The organism is Microcoleus sp. SVA1B4, assembly GCF_036700545.1.
Lineage (GTDB): Bacteria > Cyanobacteriota > Cyanobacteriia > Cyanobacteriales > Microcoleaceae > Microcoleus.
Window position 1 is genome coordinate 1 of the sequence record NZ_JAUBPB010000102.1, and the last position, 17,421, is coordinate 17,421.

The 17,421-nt window shown below is 46.6% G+C and carries 14 protein-coding genes; 5 read left to right on the top strand and 9 right to left on the bottom strand.

The genetic code is table 11. The features are described 5' to 3' along the window. Positions 1–392: 392 nt before the first annotated feature. Positions 393–2,354, bottom strand: coding sequence for a S9 family peptidase (locus QT987_RS27960; RefSeq protein ID WP_333246599.1), 1,962 nt, complete (start codon positions 2,352–2,354; stop codon positions 393–395). Positions 2,355–2,432: 78 nt separating this feature from the next. Between QT987_RS27960 and QT987_RS27965 the strand changes: the two genes are divergently transcribed. Beyond that, positions 2,433–3,356, top strand: coding sequence for a nucleoside hydrolase (locus tag QT987_RS27965; RefSeq protein ID WP_333246601.1), 924 nt, complete (start codon positions 2,433–2,435; stop codon positions 3,354–3,356). Between the two features lie 137 nt (positions 3,357–3,493). Further along, a complete protein-coding gene (locus QT987_RS27970) occupies positions 3,494–4,852 on the top strand; it encodes a DUF3370 domain-containing protein (RefSeq protein WP_333246603.1) in 1,359 nt (452 codons plus the stop codon). A 71-nt stretch (positions 4,853–4,923) separates the two neighbouring features. Here QT987_RS27970 and QT987_RS27975 read toward each other — a convergent pair whose 3' ends face one another. Continuing rightward, positions 4,924–6,519, bottom strand: a complete 1,596-nt coding sequence (locus QT987_RS27975; protein WP_333246605.1) for a DUF4335 domain-containing protein — start codon at positions 6,517–6,519, stop codon at positions 4,924–4,926. A gap of 199 nt (positions 6,520–6,718) precedes the next feature. Continuing rightward, a complete protein-coding gene (locus tag QT987_RS27980) occupies positions 6,719–7,324 on the bottom strand; it encodes a DUF3038 domain-containing protein (RefSeq protein ID WP_333244719.1) in 606 nt (201 codons plus the stop codon). A gap of 379 nt (positions 7,325–7,703) precedes the next feature. Between QT987_RS27980 and QT987_RS27985 the strand changes: the two genes are divergently transcribed. Then, on the top strand, positions 7,704–7,916 hold the full coding sequence (locus tag QT987_RS27985) for a helix-turn-helix domain-containing protein (RefSeq protein ID WP_242715747.1): 213 nt from the start codon (positions 7,704–7,706) through the stop codon (positions 7,914–7,916). Next, positions 7,906–8,457: a hypothetical protein gene (locus tag QT987_RS27990; protein ID WP_333246607.1), complete on the top strand. Its 552-nt coding sequence runs from the start codon at positions 7,906–7,908 to the stop codon at positions 8,455–8,457. The genes QT987_RS27985 and QT987_RS27990 overlap by 11 nt, the downstream gene beginning before the upstream one ends. On the opposite strand, the gene QT987_RS27995 is transcribed toward QT987_RS27990, so the two are convergent. Together QT987_RS27995 and QT987_RS28000 are read right to left on the bottom strand one after the other, a co-directional pair. Continuing rightward, positions 8,420–9,361 carry a site-specific DNA-methyltransferase gene (locus QT987_RS27995; protein WP_333246609.1) on the bottom strand — a complete coding sequence of 314 codons (942 nt, stop codon included), beginning with the start codon at positions 9,359–9,361 and terminating at the stop codon, positions 8,420–8,422. The two genes, QT987_RS27990 and QT987_RS27995, sit on opposite strands and share 38 nt — an antisense overlap. 159 nt (positions 9,362–9,520) lie before the next feature. Beyond that, on the bottom strand, positions 9,521–12,214 hold the full coding sequence (locus tag QT987_RS28000; protein ID WP_333246620.1) for an endonuclease MutS2: 2,694 nt from the start codon (positions 12,212–12,214) through the stop codon (positions 9,521–9,523). Between the two features lie 622 nt (positions 12,215–12,836). Between QT987_RS28000 and QT987_RS28005 the strand changes: the two genes are divergently transcribed. After that, positions 12,837–14,084 carry a response regulator gene (locus QT987_RS28005; RefSeq protein ID WP_333246611.1) on the top strand — a complete coding sequence of 416 codons (1,248 nt, stop codon included), beginning with the start codon at positions 12,837–12,839 and terminating at the stop codon, positions 14,082–14,084. Between the two features lie 424 nt (positions 14,085–14,508). On the opposite strand, the gene thrB is transcribed toward QT987_RS28005, so the two are convergent. The 4 genes from thrB to QT987_RS28025 form a co-directional block, all read right to left on the bottom strand. Beyond that, positions 14,509–15,576 (bottom strand): homoserine kinase, encoded by a 1,068-nt coding sequence (gene thrB, locus QT987_RS28010; protein ID WP_333246613.1) that lies wholly within the window; start codon positions 15,574–15,576, stop codon positions 14,509–14,511. An 87-nt stretch (positions 15,577–15,663) separates the two neighbouring features. Next, positions 15,664–16,233 (bottom strand): Uma2 family endonuclease, encoded by a 570-nt coding sequence (locus QT987_RS28015; protein ID WP_333246614.1) that lies wholly within the window; start codon positions 16,231–16,233, stop codon positions 15,664–15,666. Between the two features lie 52 nt (positions 16,234–16,285). Then, positions 16,286–16,777, bottom strand: a complete 492-nt coding sequence (locus tag QT987_RS28020) for a tetratricopeptide repeat protein (RefSeq protein ID WP_333246616.1) — start codon at positions 16,775–16,777, stop codon at positions 16,286–16,288. Between the two features lie 3 nt (positions 16,778–16,780). Further along, on the bottom strand, positions 16,781–17,356 hold the full coding sequence (locus QT987_RS28025; RefSeq protein ID WP_333246618.1) for a Uma2 family endonuclease: 576 nt from the start codon (positions 17,354–17,356) through the stop codon (positions 16,781–16,783). Positions 17,357–17,421: the final 65 nt, after the last annotated feature.

Sequence of the window (17,421 nt, forward strand, 5' to 3'; positions counted from 1 at the left end):
ACAACAAACTACATTGAAATTTAGTCGGATTTAACTGTAGCATATTTTGGGTTCCAGTTAAGATGCGTTTACCCTGAGAGTAATGTAGCCATTTTGATTCACTTCGGCAAACAGCTCGCCCAAAGCAGATGGAATCAGGTGGACAGGAGTTTGCATAGTAATTGACTCTCTACTCGACGATCGCGCGATCGGGCGTTTCTGCAACAACAAAAGGCGATCGCACTATAAAAATTTATAGCTGTATTGCCTTTAAATGTGTGACAATAAACCGCAAAATTTGTGACAATAAACCGCAAAATTTGTGAAGGAAATCACATTTAAAATTGGCGAATTATGATAAAGCTTGCAGGTGCGTTTTAGGGAACACCCAGCAACTGCAAACTTTATGTTTTCTAAAGATTGAAAATCACCACTTCCTCCACAGGTTCAGCTAACTCAAACTTAAACACCCGCGAATAGAAATAGAATTCGCCGTCCAGAGTTCTTTTGATATTTTCAGCGCGGCGAAAACCGTGCTGTTCCCCTTCATAAGCAACATAAGCAACCGGCAAACCTTTAGCTTTCAATATCTCTACCATCATTTCCGCTTGATTAGGCGGAACCACTTTATCTTCTAATCCTTGAAAAAAGATAACTGGACAAGATAAACGTTCGGCGGAATGAATCGGCGAACGAGCCACATACAAATCTTTTCTTTCAGGATAAGGCCCGATTAATCCATCCAGATAGCGCGCTTCAAACTTGTGAGTATCCGTTGCCAAAGCTTCCAAATCGCTAACTCCATAATAGCTCGCACCGGCCTTAAACACATCGCGGAAAGTAAGAGCGCACAACGTAGTGTACCCCCCTGCACTGCCTCCGGCGATCGCCATTCTTTCGCCATCAACTAAACCTTTTTGAGCTAAATATTTAGCACCGTTAGCGCAGTCGTCAACATCGACAATTCCCCAACTATCTTGCAGTCTTTTTCTGTATTCTCTGCCGTAACCAGTGCTGCCGCCGTAATTAACATCAAGCACGGCAAAACCACGACTCGTCCAATATTGAATTTTCAAATTCATGCTACTAGAAGTAGCAGCAGTTGGGCCGCCGTGACTTTTCACAACTAACGGCGGTTTTTCACCCGCCGGTGCTGCAAAATCTTGATTTTTCGGGGGATAGAAGAAACCGAAAGCAGTCAAATTGTTTTCCGTGGGAAATTCGATAGGTTCCGGTACAGAAAGATAACCAGAGTTGATGCTTAAATCGCTCGATTTTCGCAGAATTTCTAGTTGACTTGTTGCTAAATTCAGTTGTACAATAGCAGTAGATTCAGTCGGCGAACCTGCCAGAAAAACCACAGTTTCTCCCCGCGCTTTGACCGAGGAAATATCAGTGTAAGGCGTTTCAATAGTTGTCAACTGCTTTGTCGTTAAATCGAGACTAGCTAAATACCACTTGCCTTGCTGAGTGTAGGTGCAAATAATTTTGCTTTCCGAGACAACAGCATAAGTAGACATTCCAAAAACCCACTGAGGAAGTCCGAATTCAGCCGCCATTTCGCACAAGCTGGTTTCTATCTCTGCTTCCCCCCTTACCAAGGGGGGATTGAGGGGGGTTCTAGATGGCCAGCGGTAGAAATTCCACCAGTTCGACTTGTCAGAAACAAAATACAAAACTCCATCGGGCGACCATTCCGGTTGAAAAATCGACTCATCAACCCCGCCAGCAACTAAGTATTTTTCACCTAAAGAACCGTCAGCCTTAATTTCTGCTACCCACAATTCTGTGCCATCCCACGGCATATTTGGATGGTTCCAACAAATCCAGGAAAGTAGAGAATTGTCTGGACTTAAACGAGGGGAAGCATAAAAATCCTTGCCCTGAGTTAAGATTTGAATATCTTCGCCGTTATCTAAATTAATGCTAACAATAGTATTGACAGGTTCCCCCTCACCCGCATGGTCTTCGCGCACGCAAATCAGGCGATTTCGTTGCTTGTCAACTATCGCATCTGCATAGCGACAATTAGCAGCAGGAGTCAGAGGTTCGGGTTGAGAATCTAATGTTTGAGAATAAATACGTTGGTCAGCAAAATGAGAGAAATAGACAACACCGCCAGCAACTGCAAAAGCAGCGCCACCGTATTCGTTAACGCGAGTGCGAACATTAAAAGGAGGCGGTGTCACGTCGTTGATTGTACCGTCAGGAGTGCGCCGCACGAGGACGCTTCTTCCCGCTTCCGAAGGTCTTCCCTCCACCCAGTAAATATCATCGCCGTCAATAGCAATTTGTCCCAGTCCGACAGTTCCAGAAACAATTAAATCGGAAGAAATAGGTGATTTCCAAGAGCCGTAAGGTGATACTGTATTCATATAGTTGAGGCAGTTGTGTTTCTCGCACAAAAAAATTAATATTTGTACTTTACACTAATTCAGTTACCGGGAAGCAAAATGTCTAAAAAACTCGTAATAATGGATCACGACGGTGCAGTTGACGACTATCTCTCAGTCGTGTTGCTGATGACAATGGAGGAAGTCGAAACTCTGGGAGTAATTGTAACTCCTGCGGACTGCTACATTCAACCGGCCGTGAGTGCAACGCGCAAAATCCTCGATTTGATGGGGCGTTCAGAGGTTCCGGTGGCGGCGAGTACGGTGCGGGGGCTGAATCCATTTCCGGTGTTATTTCGGCGAGATTCCTTTGCAGTCGATCGACTTCCCATTCTAAATGAAAAAGGAACCATTGACACGCCGTTAATATCAGAACCCGGACAAAACTTTATGGTGCGAGTTTTGCGGGATGCAGCCGTACCAGTCACATTAATGGTAACGGGGCCGTTAACAACAGTAGCGCAAGCTTTAGATATCGCGCCAGAAATTGAAAGCAAAATTCAAGAAATTGTCTGGATGGGAGGCGCACTCAATGTTATCGGCAATGTTAGCAAAGATATGGAACCCGGACAAGATATGTCGGCGGAATGGAATGCTTACTGGGACCCGATAGCAATCGAGAGAATTTGGCAAACCCAAATTCCCGTTGTCATGTGTCCTTTAGACATCACAAATAATGTACCGCTAACTGTAGAATTTTCCAATCTCTTAGCCAAACAGCGCAAATATCCAATTTCCGACTTAGCCGGACAGTGTTATGCCCTAGCAATATCTCAAGATTACTATTTTTGGGACATTTTGGCAACCGCTTATTTAGCGCATCCAGAATTTTATCAACTGCGAGAATGGGAAACAGAAATTGTGACCGAAGGCATCAGCCAAGGACGCACAAAAGTTAAAATAGGAGGACGAAAAATTCAAGCAATGGATAAAGTAGACACAGCCAAATTTTACAAATACATATTACAACAGTGGGCGCGGTAAAAATCCCAATCTCTGCTAGAATCGAGCAAAATCTCCGTACAAACCCCCCCAGACACAAATATTTACCTCCTCTTCTCCTCCCTCTCTTCCTCTGCGCCCTCTGCGCCCTCTGCGGTAAAAAAAACTCATCTCAAAAAATGCTGCCAATTCTATCAATTCTCCCCTTAGCCCAAACCCCTCCCGCACCTCAAGAAATCCTCCAAATCCAAGAAGTGCGACCACTCCCCGGACAGTTAGACAACATACCAGTATTTAACAGCAACAGTCCCGAATTAGTGCTGCAAGAAGGAATTTTGCTTTCGACATTTCCCCCAGATGGTAAAAAATTTCCGGCGGCACATTTAAACTTTCCATTTCAAGGACGTTTCGACATATTTGCCCACCACATAGCCCGCGCACCTTCCCCGGAAGATTTGCGAACATTGTATCAAGGAGTAATTGTTTATAATCCGGGCAATAAACCTGTAAGATTAGATATATTGCAAGCTGCGAGTTATCTCAGTCAACCCGATGCACCTTTTATTGAATTGCCGCCGCAAGTCGATAATTCAAACAGTAATATTTACGCAGGGCCGGGAAGTCGCGCTGTGAATGATATTCTCATAGGAAGGAGACAGTCTGACTTTGAGCCGCAGTTAATTATTCCACCGGGAAAAAGCCAACTGTTGATGAATCATCCGATACCGGTGCGGGAATTGGTACCGCCGCTAAACGGTCGATCGACCTTGATGCGGTTACGCAGCGATGGTATAGTCTATGTTGCCAGTCTGGCGATGTTTGCCCGAGTTGACCCAGAGGGAAACGGACAGGGAAACGAGCGATCGCCCAATTTAACAGAATGGCAAAACTTATTAGACAATGGTAATATAGCCGGGCCGCGCGATCGAACTCCCACACCGCCAGAAATCACCGAAGGTCAAATAATTTACGGCCGAGTTGCCGGTGTAGCATTAGGTTCAGAATGGCGAGCACTTCTCTCCGACAACCCCGCCACATCAAGCCTAGCAATTCCCCAACCCGGAACAGCATTTTCCTACCCATTAAGCAGCCTCCCGCGCGGAATGCTGGGAACAAATCAAGTGCAAAGTGCGAGAATGCTAGTCCGCTACCCAGATACAGCATACCGCGCCCACGGCAATTACGGAATTCAATACAGTCTCAGCTTGCCGCTATACAATTCTACCAGCCAAAATCAAACTGTAACTGTCGCAATTCAAACTCCAATTAAGACAGACAAATTAACTTCAGGAGGACTTAATTTTTTAGAACCTCCGGCACCTCAAACTTTTTTTAGGGGGACGGTCAGAGTGCGGTATACTGATGACAGTAAACTGCCTCAAACTCGCTACGTGCATTTAGTCCAGCGGCGGGGACAGCAGGGGGAACCTTTGGTAAAATTAGAGATGAAATCGGGAGAAAAGCGACTTGTACAAGTAGATTTTATTTATCCGCCCGATGCGTCGCCTCCACAAGTTTTGACAGTGAAAACAAATTAAATTTGATTTGAACTTGTTTAAGATTAGCAATTAACCGGGATTTCCATTCTCGACAATGTGTTTGAGAGCGTTTAATCGCTCTCTTCCAAAAAGGTTTGTACTCTACCGTTAGGTCGCAAAACAACTCTAATTTTCGGTTTTTTTCCATTAGAAACGGCAGAAACAAACGGCTCGCCGGCTAATGGCATATTAGTTTGCTCGATATAATCTGCTGCTGCTTTTCCCATCGGCATAATACTTTCAACTGACCCATTTTCATCGATCAGCACGCTGTATTCCAAAGTTTGTTCCATTCCTTCTGGAGGCTTCCAACGTTCCTCAAAGTAAGTTCTAGCTTCTGAAACTTGAGGAATTGTATCAAATAAAGTGTGGTTTTTTCTGCTTGCCGCCACCTGGTTGTCGTCCTCAGACTCGGCACTCGGTTGAGCGTCCTCAAGGGCTGGGAGTTCGGTACTGGCGGGGGGGACAATCGGCTCGATGGGGCTGGGGAAGGTTTGCGGCGGGGGAACGGGAAATCGGGAAGCAGACAGGGAGGGCGGCAGGGGGGGAGGTACGGCGGGAGCTAGTCTCGGCGGTAGGGGGGGCAGCACGTAGGGTACTGGTGCGGGTGCTTGGGGGACGGAAATGGGCGGTTCTTCGGGGGCGGGAATAGTGATAGTTGACCCTTGAGGGAAAGCTGGGGCGCTCTGTGGGGCGCTGGCTGCGTTGCCGTTGGCGGGAAATAGCAGGGGTGGCTGCTGGATGGGGCTGGGTCTGTTGGTGGGGGAAGTTGGGGCGAGGGCGATGGGAGGTAAGCTGGGGCTGGGGGAGGCGGCGGTGTTGATGGGCGGGGGCGGCAGGGGCGGTAAAGCGGGTGTGGCTGCGGGTGTTGGTGCTGGGGGTGTCGGTAGGGCGGGAACAGGACTGGGGGATGCGCCTGCTGCTAGCTGGGGGTTTCCTGGAGCGGTGCTCAATTGTGGATTGGTGGGGGCTGTGGCGGGGGCTGAGGCGGTTTGCGGGGAGGTGGCGGTTCGATCGAGCATTTTGATAGTTCCTGTCGTCAGACCGGCGCCCGCGACCAGCAATGCTGCCACCTTAAGCCAGGGTGAGGACAGTGGCCGTCGGGACTCGCGGTTGAGGTTGGGAAGCGCCATCACTTCGGCGGCGCAGTCATCTAGTGCTGTGGCCAAGTCAAACAGTTGCAGGGTGCTCAAGGGAACTACTGGCCCGGATTCTGCGGCGCTCAAAGAGCCTAAAAACAAGTTATGGGCAAGCAAGCCGCGGGGTTCTAAGCGGGGGGGAACCGGAAGGTAGGCTGTGTTTGGGGCGGAGGTTGCTAGTTCGGAAGTGTTGACGGATCGATCGAATATAAGGGCATTACTGCCGACTTCTGGCGTGTCTGGGCCTGCTGCGGTACCATCGGTTTGAGAGTTGAGGTTGCTTTCCCAATCGCGGGATGCGCCGAGCAAGTTTTGGACGTAGTTGCTGACAGCTTCGTGGAGGGTTTCGAGTTGAATTCGATCGCCCCTGAGAGTAACGTGTTCGGTATCTGGCAGCCTGGGGTCGTCGAGTCGCAGCTCAAAACTTAAAGATTTAAACACCGGTTGGCCCGCCCAGCGAGAGAGAGGCGAACTTTTGGCTGTGATTTCCAGCGTGCAAGTCGGGGGCGTGTACCGTTTGAGAACCATAGCGAAGAAGGAAGAGGGAAGAAGGAAGAAGGAAGAAGGAAGAGGGAATAACTATGTTTTATCTGATATTGGGCTGCATTCTCAACAAGCTTTTTTTGCAACAGGCAAGATGCCTGTTCCACAACAAATAAATTTTTTGGTGGAACAGGCATCTTGCCTGTTCCGGATCTTTGTCATTCTCGTTCCCATTATGCTTAGCTTAATTTTTAGCGCGATCTAGAAGAGCCAGCCAGAGGCGGCGGTGGCCGCCGGGACTGCTGTAAAACAGCAAATCGATCAGGAGTTTGAGGGCTAAATCAGTTAGTTCTCGGGCCGATAAATTTTCTCCATCTTCCATGCGCGAGCCATAAGTGTTGCTGAACCTGTCAATATAATCTCCCAGCAAAGCGATGGTGTGAGGTTCGCGGTTTTGCTCTGCCATTTGTTCGAGCAAAGCAACGGCGCGGCGGATTAAAGCTTGGTGCTGTTTTGCCAAATGACAGCTTATCAAAACGAGCGATCGAGCTTCCTCCACATCAAGTTTTTTGCGCCCTCCGTGGCCTTTCCGCAGCGGGTTAGATTGGCGCAGCCGCCACAAAGCTACCCGATCGGCTACCATTGGCTCTAAATTCAGTTCGGCTGCTACCTTGAGCATCGCCTCTGAGCCAATTTCTGCCAGTGCTTCTAGGGCTAACAGCACTAAATCCAGTTGGGCTTTAATGTTGTCCAACTGGGTAGGTTCTGGTGCTTTTTGGGTCAATTCTGCCCAGTTGGGAGATGGGCCCGTTTCGTTTGTGGGAGCGGAGGGCTTTACGGTCGAGCGCATGGCTTCAGCACGGGAAATTAAGACAGGTTGAGGCAGGATATCAAACAGTATGCAGTGATGAAAGCTTTACGGCCCGGCAACAGCACATCTGTTAATTTGTCTCCATAGCTCGTTGCTTTGATTCCGGCAATCCTAACTGCTGGACGGAGTTGCGGGTGAAAAGTTGCGGTTTCAAGTTCGATCGATCGCAATCCGCAAAACCCAGAGATTTTTACTTCTAACCATCCTACGCCACACAGTGACCGAAATCAAATCAGTGCTTTGAAACTATCGGGGCTTATATCGCTCCTAGCGAGAGCGAGTGCGAGTGCTACTTATAGTCTGTCGCTACTTATAGTCTGTCAGATTATAGTTGTCATTGCTTCATCTGGCGCCATCTATGGATATTACGGAGCAATTTGGTAAAAAAGTTAGACATTTCCGAAAGCTCAGAAATCTTTCCCAAGATCAGCTTGCAGAACTATCTGAATTACATCGCACCTATATTGGTTCAGTTGAACGAGGTGAAAGGAATATAACGCTACTTAATGCCAGCAAAATAGCCAAGGCATTATCCGTTAGTCTAGCCGATCTGGTAATTGATGATGACTGAAAGAAGACTAGAGCAAATTTTAGCAAGATACCAAAACTCATTTACCGATAAAATTTATGCAGAAGAGAATGAAGAACACGATATTTTAATGGATGTGTTTGGTATTTCTCCTATAATTAAAAAAGAAAATAGGCAATATTGGGGACGTGAGTTAGGTATGTGTTGGCAATTGTTAGTTACTGAAACGTGTAAAACATATTGCAGTAGCTTTCAGCCAGCATTTAAAGTTGGAAGCGATGAGCCGTGCGATCTGATTGTTGATGGGTACGCAATAGATACAAAATATCGTATTGGCTCAGGAGATTCTGGAACACTGAAAAAGTTCAAATCTTATGGCCCACTACTTCGTACTTATAATTACGAACCCGTATTTTTAATTCTTAGAAAAGATAATTTGCCCGCAGCTATTACAGCGTGCCAAGTAGGCACTTGGAAAGTTTACACTGGGGACGATTCGTTTGAGTTCATAAAAACAATAAGCGGGTTTGATTTAAAGTCATTTCTTATTGAAAAAGTGGGAGAATTCCCTGTATACCGCTGAAACTATCAAGGCGCTTGTTGATAATCTCTATGTAGTCAGGTACTATTTCAATGCCAACATACCTAATGCCAAATTCTTGCGCCGCCAGCAATGTGGTTCCAGATCCTGCGAAAGGATCGATTAGAATAGAATTTTCCAAACGCGGTACAAATATTTCGACCAGCTTTCTCATTAGAGCGATTGGTTTAACTGTGCAATGGACGTTAAACTCCTCGGTTTTCTCACGCTGTATACCTTCTAAAATATTTGACTGAAAACCACCAAACTGATCTTTAGTATAAAATAGACCAGTACCATACTCCTGTAGAGTTTCCAAGTAATTATTGACCAGTGGTTTTTGAAGTACGCAGATTGCTTCCCATTCGTTCCTCAGACAACTGTGCCAACCATCCCATTTTTCAGAATTTTCATATCCTTTCTTCTCTAACTGTTGTTTGATATTGACACCTTTAGGAATACCACTCGATCTTTTATAAACAAGAATATCTCTCGCATAGAAACCAGCACTTTCAAGTGCTACTTGTACGTGAGCAACCGTTCGTGTGCTGTTGAAAACTAAAACTGTCGCACCCGGTTTGCAGATCCGAAAAAGCTGCTCACCCCACTCAAAGCACCACTTTTCATAATCCAGAGTGTTGTTACGATTCCTTTGATACCATTTTTCGTTTCTGACTCCACCTGCTAAACCACTGCCATAGGGAATGTTTTTAACAAGGGTTTTATTTCCTTTGCCATGGACTCTTTCAATACGCCTTTGAATTTCTGAGTCATCCCATTTATGACCAATAAATTCATAATTATAAGGTGGGTCAGTGATACAGGCAGAAATATAATTTTCTGGCAAGGTCTTCATCACTTCACGACAGTCGCCAACCAACACTTCATTTGAGGGAGTTTTTTTCATTAGTCAGGCAGTTACTAAAGTGGTAAATCAACTCTTAATTATTCCACATTTGCAGTATAGTATCCATTCCGGTTGTATCAGTATGATATGTTCGTTGCGACTTGTTTTGCTGCATACAACTATATAATTAGGAGTCAACCGGAAATGCGTAAATCCTGACTATTTCAAATAAACCACCGTCACACCTGCACCCCCTTCTTTTTGACTAGCCAACTCAAAGCGGGAAACCTGCGGGTGAGAAGCAAGGAACTCGTGAACCCCGCGCCGCAACTGTCCCGTACCTTTGCCGTGAATTATCCACAGCACTCCGTATTCCACGGCCTTGGAAAGAGCTCTGTCTATTTCGATTTCCGCGTCTGAGACTCTCGCGCCCCGTAGGTCGATCGAATTATTAGCAGTGCGAATGGCGATTTCGGGATTGGGTTTTGCAGGTTCCGCCGCTGCTTGCTTAGCTTTCGCCGTAGCGAGTGCTTGTGCTTGGGCTGCTACCTTGGCTAATTGAGCTTTAGTTTCGGGTTTTTGACCGTCTAGGGATTCAATTTCTCCTAGTTTGACAGTCATTTTCATAATCCCAAACCGAACGCTCAACTCTTCGTTAGCATCGGGGCCGCTGAGGACTTCGGCGGTTTGGCCCAAGCTGGGAATGCGGATGCGATCGCCCACTTTCGGCATAAAACTCGGTTTGGGTTTAGCCGGTTGCTGTCGAGAAGGCAGGTGTTTTTGGGAAATTTGATTTAAGGTTTCTGTCGCTTGTTGGGCATTTTGAGCCGTCTGATTGCCCGACTGCAAGCGACGAATGATTTGAGCAATTTCTGATTTTGCCGACCCTATCGCCTCATTTACAGCCACTTCCTGAGCTATTTTTAGTTCTCGCTCCCGCTCTTGCAAAGCGGCTGCTTTTTGAGAAACTTCTCTGTGCAGTTTTTCGGTTTGGTGTAGCAGTTGAGTTGCTTCTCTGGCCTTGGTTTCCTGTTTCCGGCGCTGTGCTTCGAGTCCAGCAATCACTTGATTAACATCTTGAGACGCTCCCCCGACATAGGTTTGAGCTTCTTCGACTATGGATGCTAGCAAACCGAGTCTTTTGGCAATGGTGAGGGCGTTGGAACGTCCGGGAATTCCCCACAGCAAGCGATAGGTTGGCTGCATGGAATTGTCGTCAAATTCTACTGAGGCATTTTCAAAGCGGGAGTCTTGATATTTGAGGGCTTTGAGTTCCCCAAAGTGGGTAGTTGCAACTGTTAATAGGGAATGTTGGGCGAGATATTGCAACAGGGCGATCGCCAATGCACTGCCTTCTGAGGGGTCTGTCCCCGCTCCTACTTCGTCTAACAAAACTAAAGATTTGGGAATTGGTAATTGGTAATTTGGATTTGGGATTTGGGGTTGAGGAATTTGTAATTTAGGTTTGAGAATTGGGAGAGCAGAAACTGTGCTCTGTGTGTCTGTGACTTCCTCGTCTTGCTGTTGGGAATTAGTAATTGGAAGGTTGGAAGTTTCTTCCCCTTCAGCCTGCGATTTATTGCCTAAAACTTCTAAAATGCGGCTAATGCGACGGATATGGCCGGAGAAAGTAGACAAACTTTGCTGCAAAGATTGTTCGTCACCAATATCAGCCAAAATATTGTCGAACCAAGGCAATTCTACGGGTTCGCGGGCGGCAACAAACATTCCTGCTTTCGCCATTAAAGCTGCCAATCCCAAGGTTTTGAGGGTGACAGTTTTGCCGCCAGTGTTGGGGCCTGTGATGGCGACGACGCGGATGTGCGGCCCGATCGTTAAATCGACCGGCACGACTGGAAAGCCTTGCTCGTGCTGTTGCTGCCAAACTAATAAAGGATGGCGCAACTGGCGCAGGGTAATTTGCGATCGCAAGTTGCGAATTAATAATTGACTGTTTTCTGAGTTTTCCTCCTCTTCTTTTTCCTCATCTTCTTTTTCGGGATTTTTTGGTGCTAATTCAGGTTCTCCCAATTCGATAAATTTCGGCGGATTTGCTTGCAACCAAAAACTATAACGCGCTTTAGCCGCCGCTAAATCTAAAGTTGTAACTACCACCACCAATCTGTCTAAATCGGGTTTTACTGCTGCGACTTGCTCGGTGAGGGCGCGGCGAACTGCTTCTTCTTCGGCTTGTTCTTGCCTGAGAAACTGCCGCATTTGGTTGTTAAGATTGACTGTGCTGTGGGGTTCTACGTACAGTGTCGCGCCGCTGGCCGAGGAGTCGTGAACGATGCCCGGTATGGCATCTTTTTGGGGAGCTTTAACGGGAATGACAAAGCGTCCGCTTCTTTGGGTAATTAGCTGTTCTTGTACTGCGTTGGATTGGCGCTGCAAAATCCCCTGCAATATTTGATAAATGCGATCGCGCAACTGTCGCATTTGAACTCTAATTCCTGCTAATTTAGGAGTTGCTCTGTCTGCTACTTGAGCGCGATCGTCTATACAGCGATGGATTTCTTGCTCTAGTTCGGGATACGTCCGCAATTGGGCTGCTAGTTCTTTGAGCGTCGGCACATCTGCCTGAGAGTCAATTATCCGGCGCAATTGCCTTGCTCCGGCGAGGGTAGTAGCAATTGCCAGCAATTCTTCGCCGCTGAGCAAACCTTGGAGTTCGGCTCGCTGCAGAGAAGTGCCGATGTCTTGGATTCCTTCAAAACTCAAAGCACCGCCAGCGCGGCTCTCTAACTGATAAGTTTCCTGAGTTTGGGCGAGGAGTTCGGCTGTTTGAGCTTGAGTTGCCGGGATTGCGAGGTCGAGGGCGGCGGCGACGCCGAGTTTGGTGGCCGCGAAGGTAGCCAAGTGCTGACACAGGCGCGGCCATTCTAATAGTTCTAGTGTTTCGGCTTGAATCAAAGTTGAGGTGGTGTTGGTAATTGGCATTCTCAGGCGCTGACCGAGAAGGTGAATTTAACGATACTATTAATTGATTTTAAAGTTTTTTATTGTTTCCTGGCGCAATTTGAGAAAGTATCTGCGATCGCCCTCAGCAGTCTTTCGGCCGACAGCTCTGATGTAACATTAATTACGAAGGAGAAAATTTGCATTTTTGCATTACCCGTCTAAAATTATACCTTCTCGTGATACCATTCCCCAAAAAATCTACAACTTTAGGCAAGCTCCCAACTATTATACAGTAAGTCAATCGATTTTAGATTTTAGATTTTAGATTTTAGATTTTAGATTTTAGAATTGAAGCATTGACTTGCGCGAGATAAATTCGGGGGGCGAGTTTCTCGGATACACGTTTTTAATTTCTCCACGGATGAATCACGTGGCGGGTATCCTGGATGTTTTCGGTCATTACCAATTTTTTACTCTAAAATATAAAATCTAAAATGGTATGGGCTATTTTGGGTTTTGAGGGAGCGGGTATGGGCTGTTTTTTGATGTAATTGAACTATTTTGGAATTTTAAATCTGTCAGCGCAATTCTGGCGGTTGTATCCTAAAAAGTAATTTGTGGAGATGATAGAAGTATGGCAAAGATTCTGGCGATCGTCGCGGATACTGTGACTTTTCAAGTTGTGAAAGAGTTACTCAGCCAAGAGGGACATCAGGTGAGAGTCGTTTCCGACGACAAGGAGGGTTTAGACTTGGCGAAGGAATTGTCCCCCGATGCGATAATTTGCGACGGGACTTCGCCTCAAATCAACTTTTTGGAGGTGTGCCGGCTGGTGAAAGCCGATGGAGAATTGGCGGCAGCCTATTTTATTCTGCTGACAACACCGGAGCAATTTGATGAAGTTCAAGCATTGGATGCGCCCTTTGACGATTTTCTGTTTAAACCGATAGTTAAGCAGGAATTATTGGCGCGGGTGCGCGCGTCTAAGCGATCGCGCGAGTTGAGGGCGCGGTTGGAGTTAACCCAGCAAGAATTGGATCTGTCGCGCGATCGAATGCTGCAAAATGAAAAAATGTCTAGTTTGGGCGAATTGGTGTCTGGGATAGCCCACGAAATTAACAACCCCATTACTTTTATTTACAGCAATCTAACTCACGTCCAAAGCTACGCAACCGATTTAATTGAACTCCTGCGATTGTATCAAAAAGAGCTAGTCAATCCCGGAGCGGAAATTCTGCAAAAGCAGCAAGATATGGATGTGGAATTCGTACTCGACGATTTATTAAAAATTGTGAGTTCCATGCGTACCGGGAGCGATCGCATCCGCCAAATAATCTTGTCGCTACAGGATTTTTCCCGCAGCGATCGATCGGGCTGGCAGTTATTTGATGTTTCCGACGGTTTAGAAAATACTCTGTTGTTGTTGCAGCACCGCTTGCCGGCTCGCGAGGGAAGGCGAGACATCAAGGTGATCAAACAATTCGGCAATTTGCCACAGATTGAGTGTTATGCAGGTCTGCTCAATCAAGCTTTTCTGAATATCATCAATCACGCGATCGATGCTTTGGAAGAGTCGGCTCAAGAGTTGGAGGAGTTGGAATCAATCAAATTTAAGCCCGTGATTTTGATTACCACTCAGGTAGTCGATGCTCAGCGAATTTCGATTGAGATTGCTGATAACGACATCGCACATAGCAAAGATACCACAGCCGAAATTTCCGATCCATTTTTGGGATCACAACCTGCGGAACCACCCATATCATCGGGACTTGCTCTCAGCTATCGGATAATTGTAGAGCAGCACAAAGGAGAGTTCAAGTGTTTTTCCGAACCGGGTAAAGGCACTAAAATTCAGATAGAGATTCCGCTGCGTCACAGTTAATTAGGAATGAGAATTAAATAACTTACAATGCGTGATGGTTCTTGTGGGATGGGCCTGAAAGCCCGTCCAGAAAGGGCTGGCTAAGAGTGCCCAACCCCTACTCCCCACAAACTTGTGTAAATTATTTAATTCGCGATCCTTAATAGTATTTACGGTTGGTGGGGGCGGATTTTTGAGATTGTTGGTTTTAGCCTGAGATTATGGTGAATCCGCCCCTACAATGACTGCCTTTTTTTTTAAATGTAAAATTTTGTAGAGGGAATGGCAGAAGTTATCGAGAAGAGACTTGAGTTGATCTTCAAGAGATTTGAAGGAGAGAGGAAGAGAATAGAAATATGAATAATTCCACGGAGAGGGGCAACCACGGGGGGTTGCCCCTACAAAACACGGTTATGTAGATGTTGTGTGTCTAGGAGTGGAATAACTAAAGGGAGACTTGCGCGCCTTGAGTATCGAGGCCGATCGCCCTTACATCAGCCTTTACCCCAAATTCCCCCCAAGCAGCCGCCATCCCTTTCTCAACCGCCTCAGCGTTACCCACATCCGTTAAAGCCAAAAGCGTCGGCCCCGCACCGCTAATTACCATCCCACAAGCCCCTGCATTCAGGGCAGCTTGTTGCACCGCTTCATATCCCTTAATCAGAGATTGGCGGTAAGGCTGGTGAATTTTGTCTTGGAGGGCGCAGCGCAGCCAGTTTTCATTGCCAGTTTCCAAAGCCCGCACCAGCAAACCGAGGTGTGCAGCATTAAAAATCGCGTCAGCCCGACTGTAATCTGCTGGCAAAACTTTGCGGGCTTCGGCTGTAGAAAGTTCAAAATCGGGGATGGCTACCACGGGCACAATATTTGGATGCCAGGGAATATCGCAAATCTCCCAGGAACCCCCCCCCTGCCCCCCCTTGCTAAGGGGGGGTGATGGTAGAATTTCCGCATCTAAATCTAAGGGTGATTGTTCTGTTAGCCCCGCTTCACGGAGGGGGAATTCTTCTCTTAGCCCCCCCTTACTAAGGGGGGGTTGGGGGGGTGGATTGCTAGCAGCGAGGCGACAACCTCCCAGTAAAGCGGGGACAACGTTGTCGGGATGGCCTTCAAGTTCGATCGCCAATTGCATCACTTCCACCTGACTCAAAGGCGCACCGGCTAACTCATTTGCACCGACTAACCCACCGATAATAGCTGTGGCGGAACTTCCTAAACCTCTAGCCAGCGGAACTTGCATATCTATATGTATCGCTACAGGGGGCGGCGATTGGTTGAGGTGATCGTATAACTTGAGAAAAGCTTGATAAGCGAGATTGGTGTCGTCTGTCTTGACTTTGGCGGCTTCTTTGCCCGTAACGGTAATTTTTAGTTTCTCGGTTGCTGAGGGTTCGAGTCGGGAGAATTGGAAGCGGTTGTAGAGGCTTAAAGCGGCGCCGATGCAGTCGAATCCGGGGCCTAGGTTGGCGGTTGTGGCGGGTACGGTGACGGTGACAGTGGAAGTTTCGGGCATTTTTTGAATAGTTAATTTGGAGTGTTTAACCGCAGATGGACACAGATGAACACAGATGAATTTTTGGTGTTTGTGCGATCGACTATTTTAACTGATTCCTAGAACATCTTCGTAAATTTGTGCGATCGGGCATTGAAAGTCTACGCTAGCCAAGCGAACTTCTTCGCCCTCAGCGTAAGGGTAAAGTTCCCAGCGCCCTTCTGCATTGCGCTGGTAACATTCTACACTTATTCTTTCTTGGTCAATAAGTACGTATTCTTGTAAAGTTTCTAAGGTGCGGTAGTCGGCAAATTTATTTCCGCGATCGAATGCTGCTGTTGTTGGAGATAGAACTTCTACGATTAAGCGCGGGTAGCGTTTGAAATATTCCAGGCTTCTATCTCTTTCATCGCACGTCACCATGATGTCGGGATAGTAAAACACGTCGGCTTGCTCAATTCTGGCTTTCATGTTTCCCCCATAGATGCGACAGCCTCTGCCTCTAATATGAGTTGTGAGCAAGTTTACTAAGTTGATGCAAATAGTTTCATGGGCATCACTTGCTCCTGCCATTGCATAAATTTCGCCTTGTCTGTATTCGTGTTTTATGGGGCTAATTTTTTCGCCTTCTAAATAGTCTTCCGGGGATGCGTAGTTATGACTTTTGGTGGCAACCATAGTGTTTATTTGTTAAAGACTAATCATATTCTACCATGTTTTAAAAAGCCATTTATTCTTGCAGCATTTCAAGATGCTGTATGGCATCTTGATAATCGTTGGTATTGCCGTCTTTTTGATAAAGTTCCGCTGCTTTTTGATAATCGGCGATCGCCCCCGGTTTGTCTTCTAAGAACTCGCGGACTCTAGCGCGGTTGTAGTAGGCGTCGCCGTAGTTGGGGTTAATTTCAATTGCGCGATCGAAATCTGCTTTAGCTGCGGGGTAATCTTTGAGATTGCGGCCGTGGATGATGCCGCGTTTGTTGTGGGCTTTGGCGTAGTTCGGGTTGAGGCGGATGGCTTCCGTGTAATCGGCGATCGCCCCTTGAATGTCTCCTGCTTCTGATTTGGCTAAAGCGCTGTTAAATAAGTCTTCAGCGGTATTTTGAACAAGAGTTCTTTGAACTATTAAAGCTGAAGATTCAGCAGAAACAGCAGGGGATACATTACCCAAGATAGTCAAGATTCCTATAGTAGCAATTAAATTGTAAAATGATGATTTCATAATTTAGGCAAAAATTGGAGCGACAGAACAACTAAAACCGGGCAACAAAGGGGAAGTTAGTTCATCATTGCTCAACAGCGTAGCAATGAGCCTTAAACTTGCTTGTTCCCTGCGATAAACTTCTATTTGCTGCAATTGCCAATTCACAACCCAGTATTCCTGTACTCCTCGCACTGAATAGAGTCGGAGTTTCAAATCTCGATCGCGTCTTTCATTGTCTGCACCGGGGGATAATACTTCAACAATTAACTCGGGTGCGGCGGTTAAATGGCCTGCTTCGTCTAGCAAGATAGCCAAGCGTTCATTGCTAATCCAAACCACATCAGGAATAACACAATCTACATCTGTAAAAACAACTCCTGGACTAATTACTGATTCTCCTAATCCTGTTTTTTGTGACCAATTATTTAACTCTATGCAAATGTTACCACAAACTTCTTGATGATTCCAGTGTGCTGCCCATGTCACAAATAACTCTCCATCAATAATTTCATAACGATCGCCGTTATCTGGCAATAGTTCTAAATCGGCGGTAGTCCAGCGTACTTTATCAGATATTGTCTGGTTGTATCGGCTCAATAAATAGGGGGAGCAGTTATTCTAGTTGCCAAGACAAGCCCAAGGGATGAAGAGAAGATTTTTCG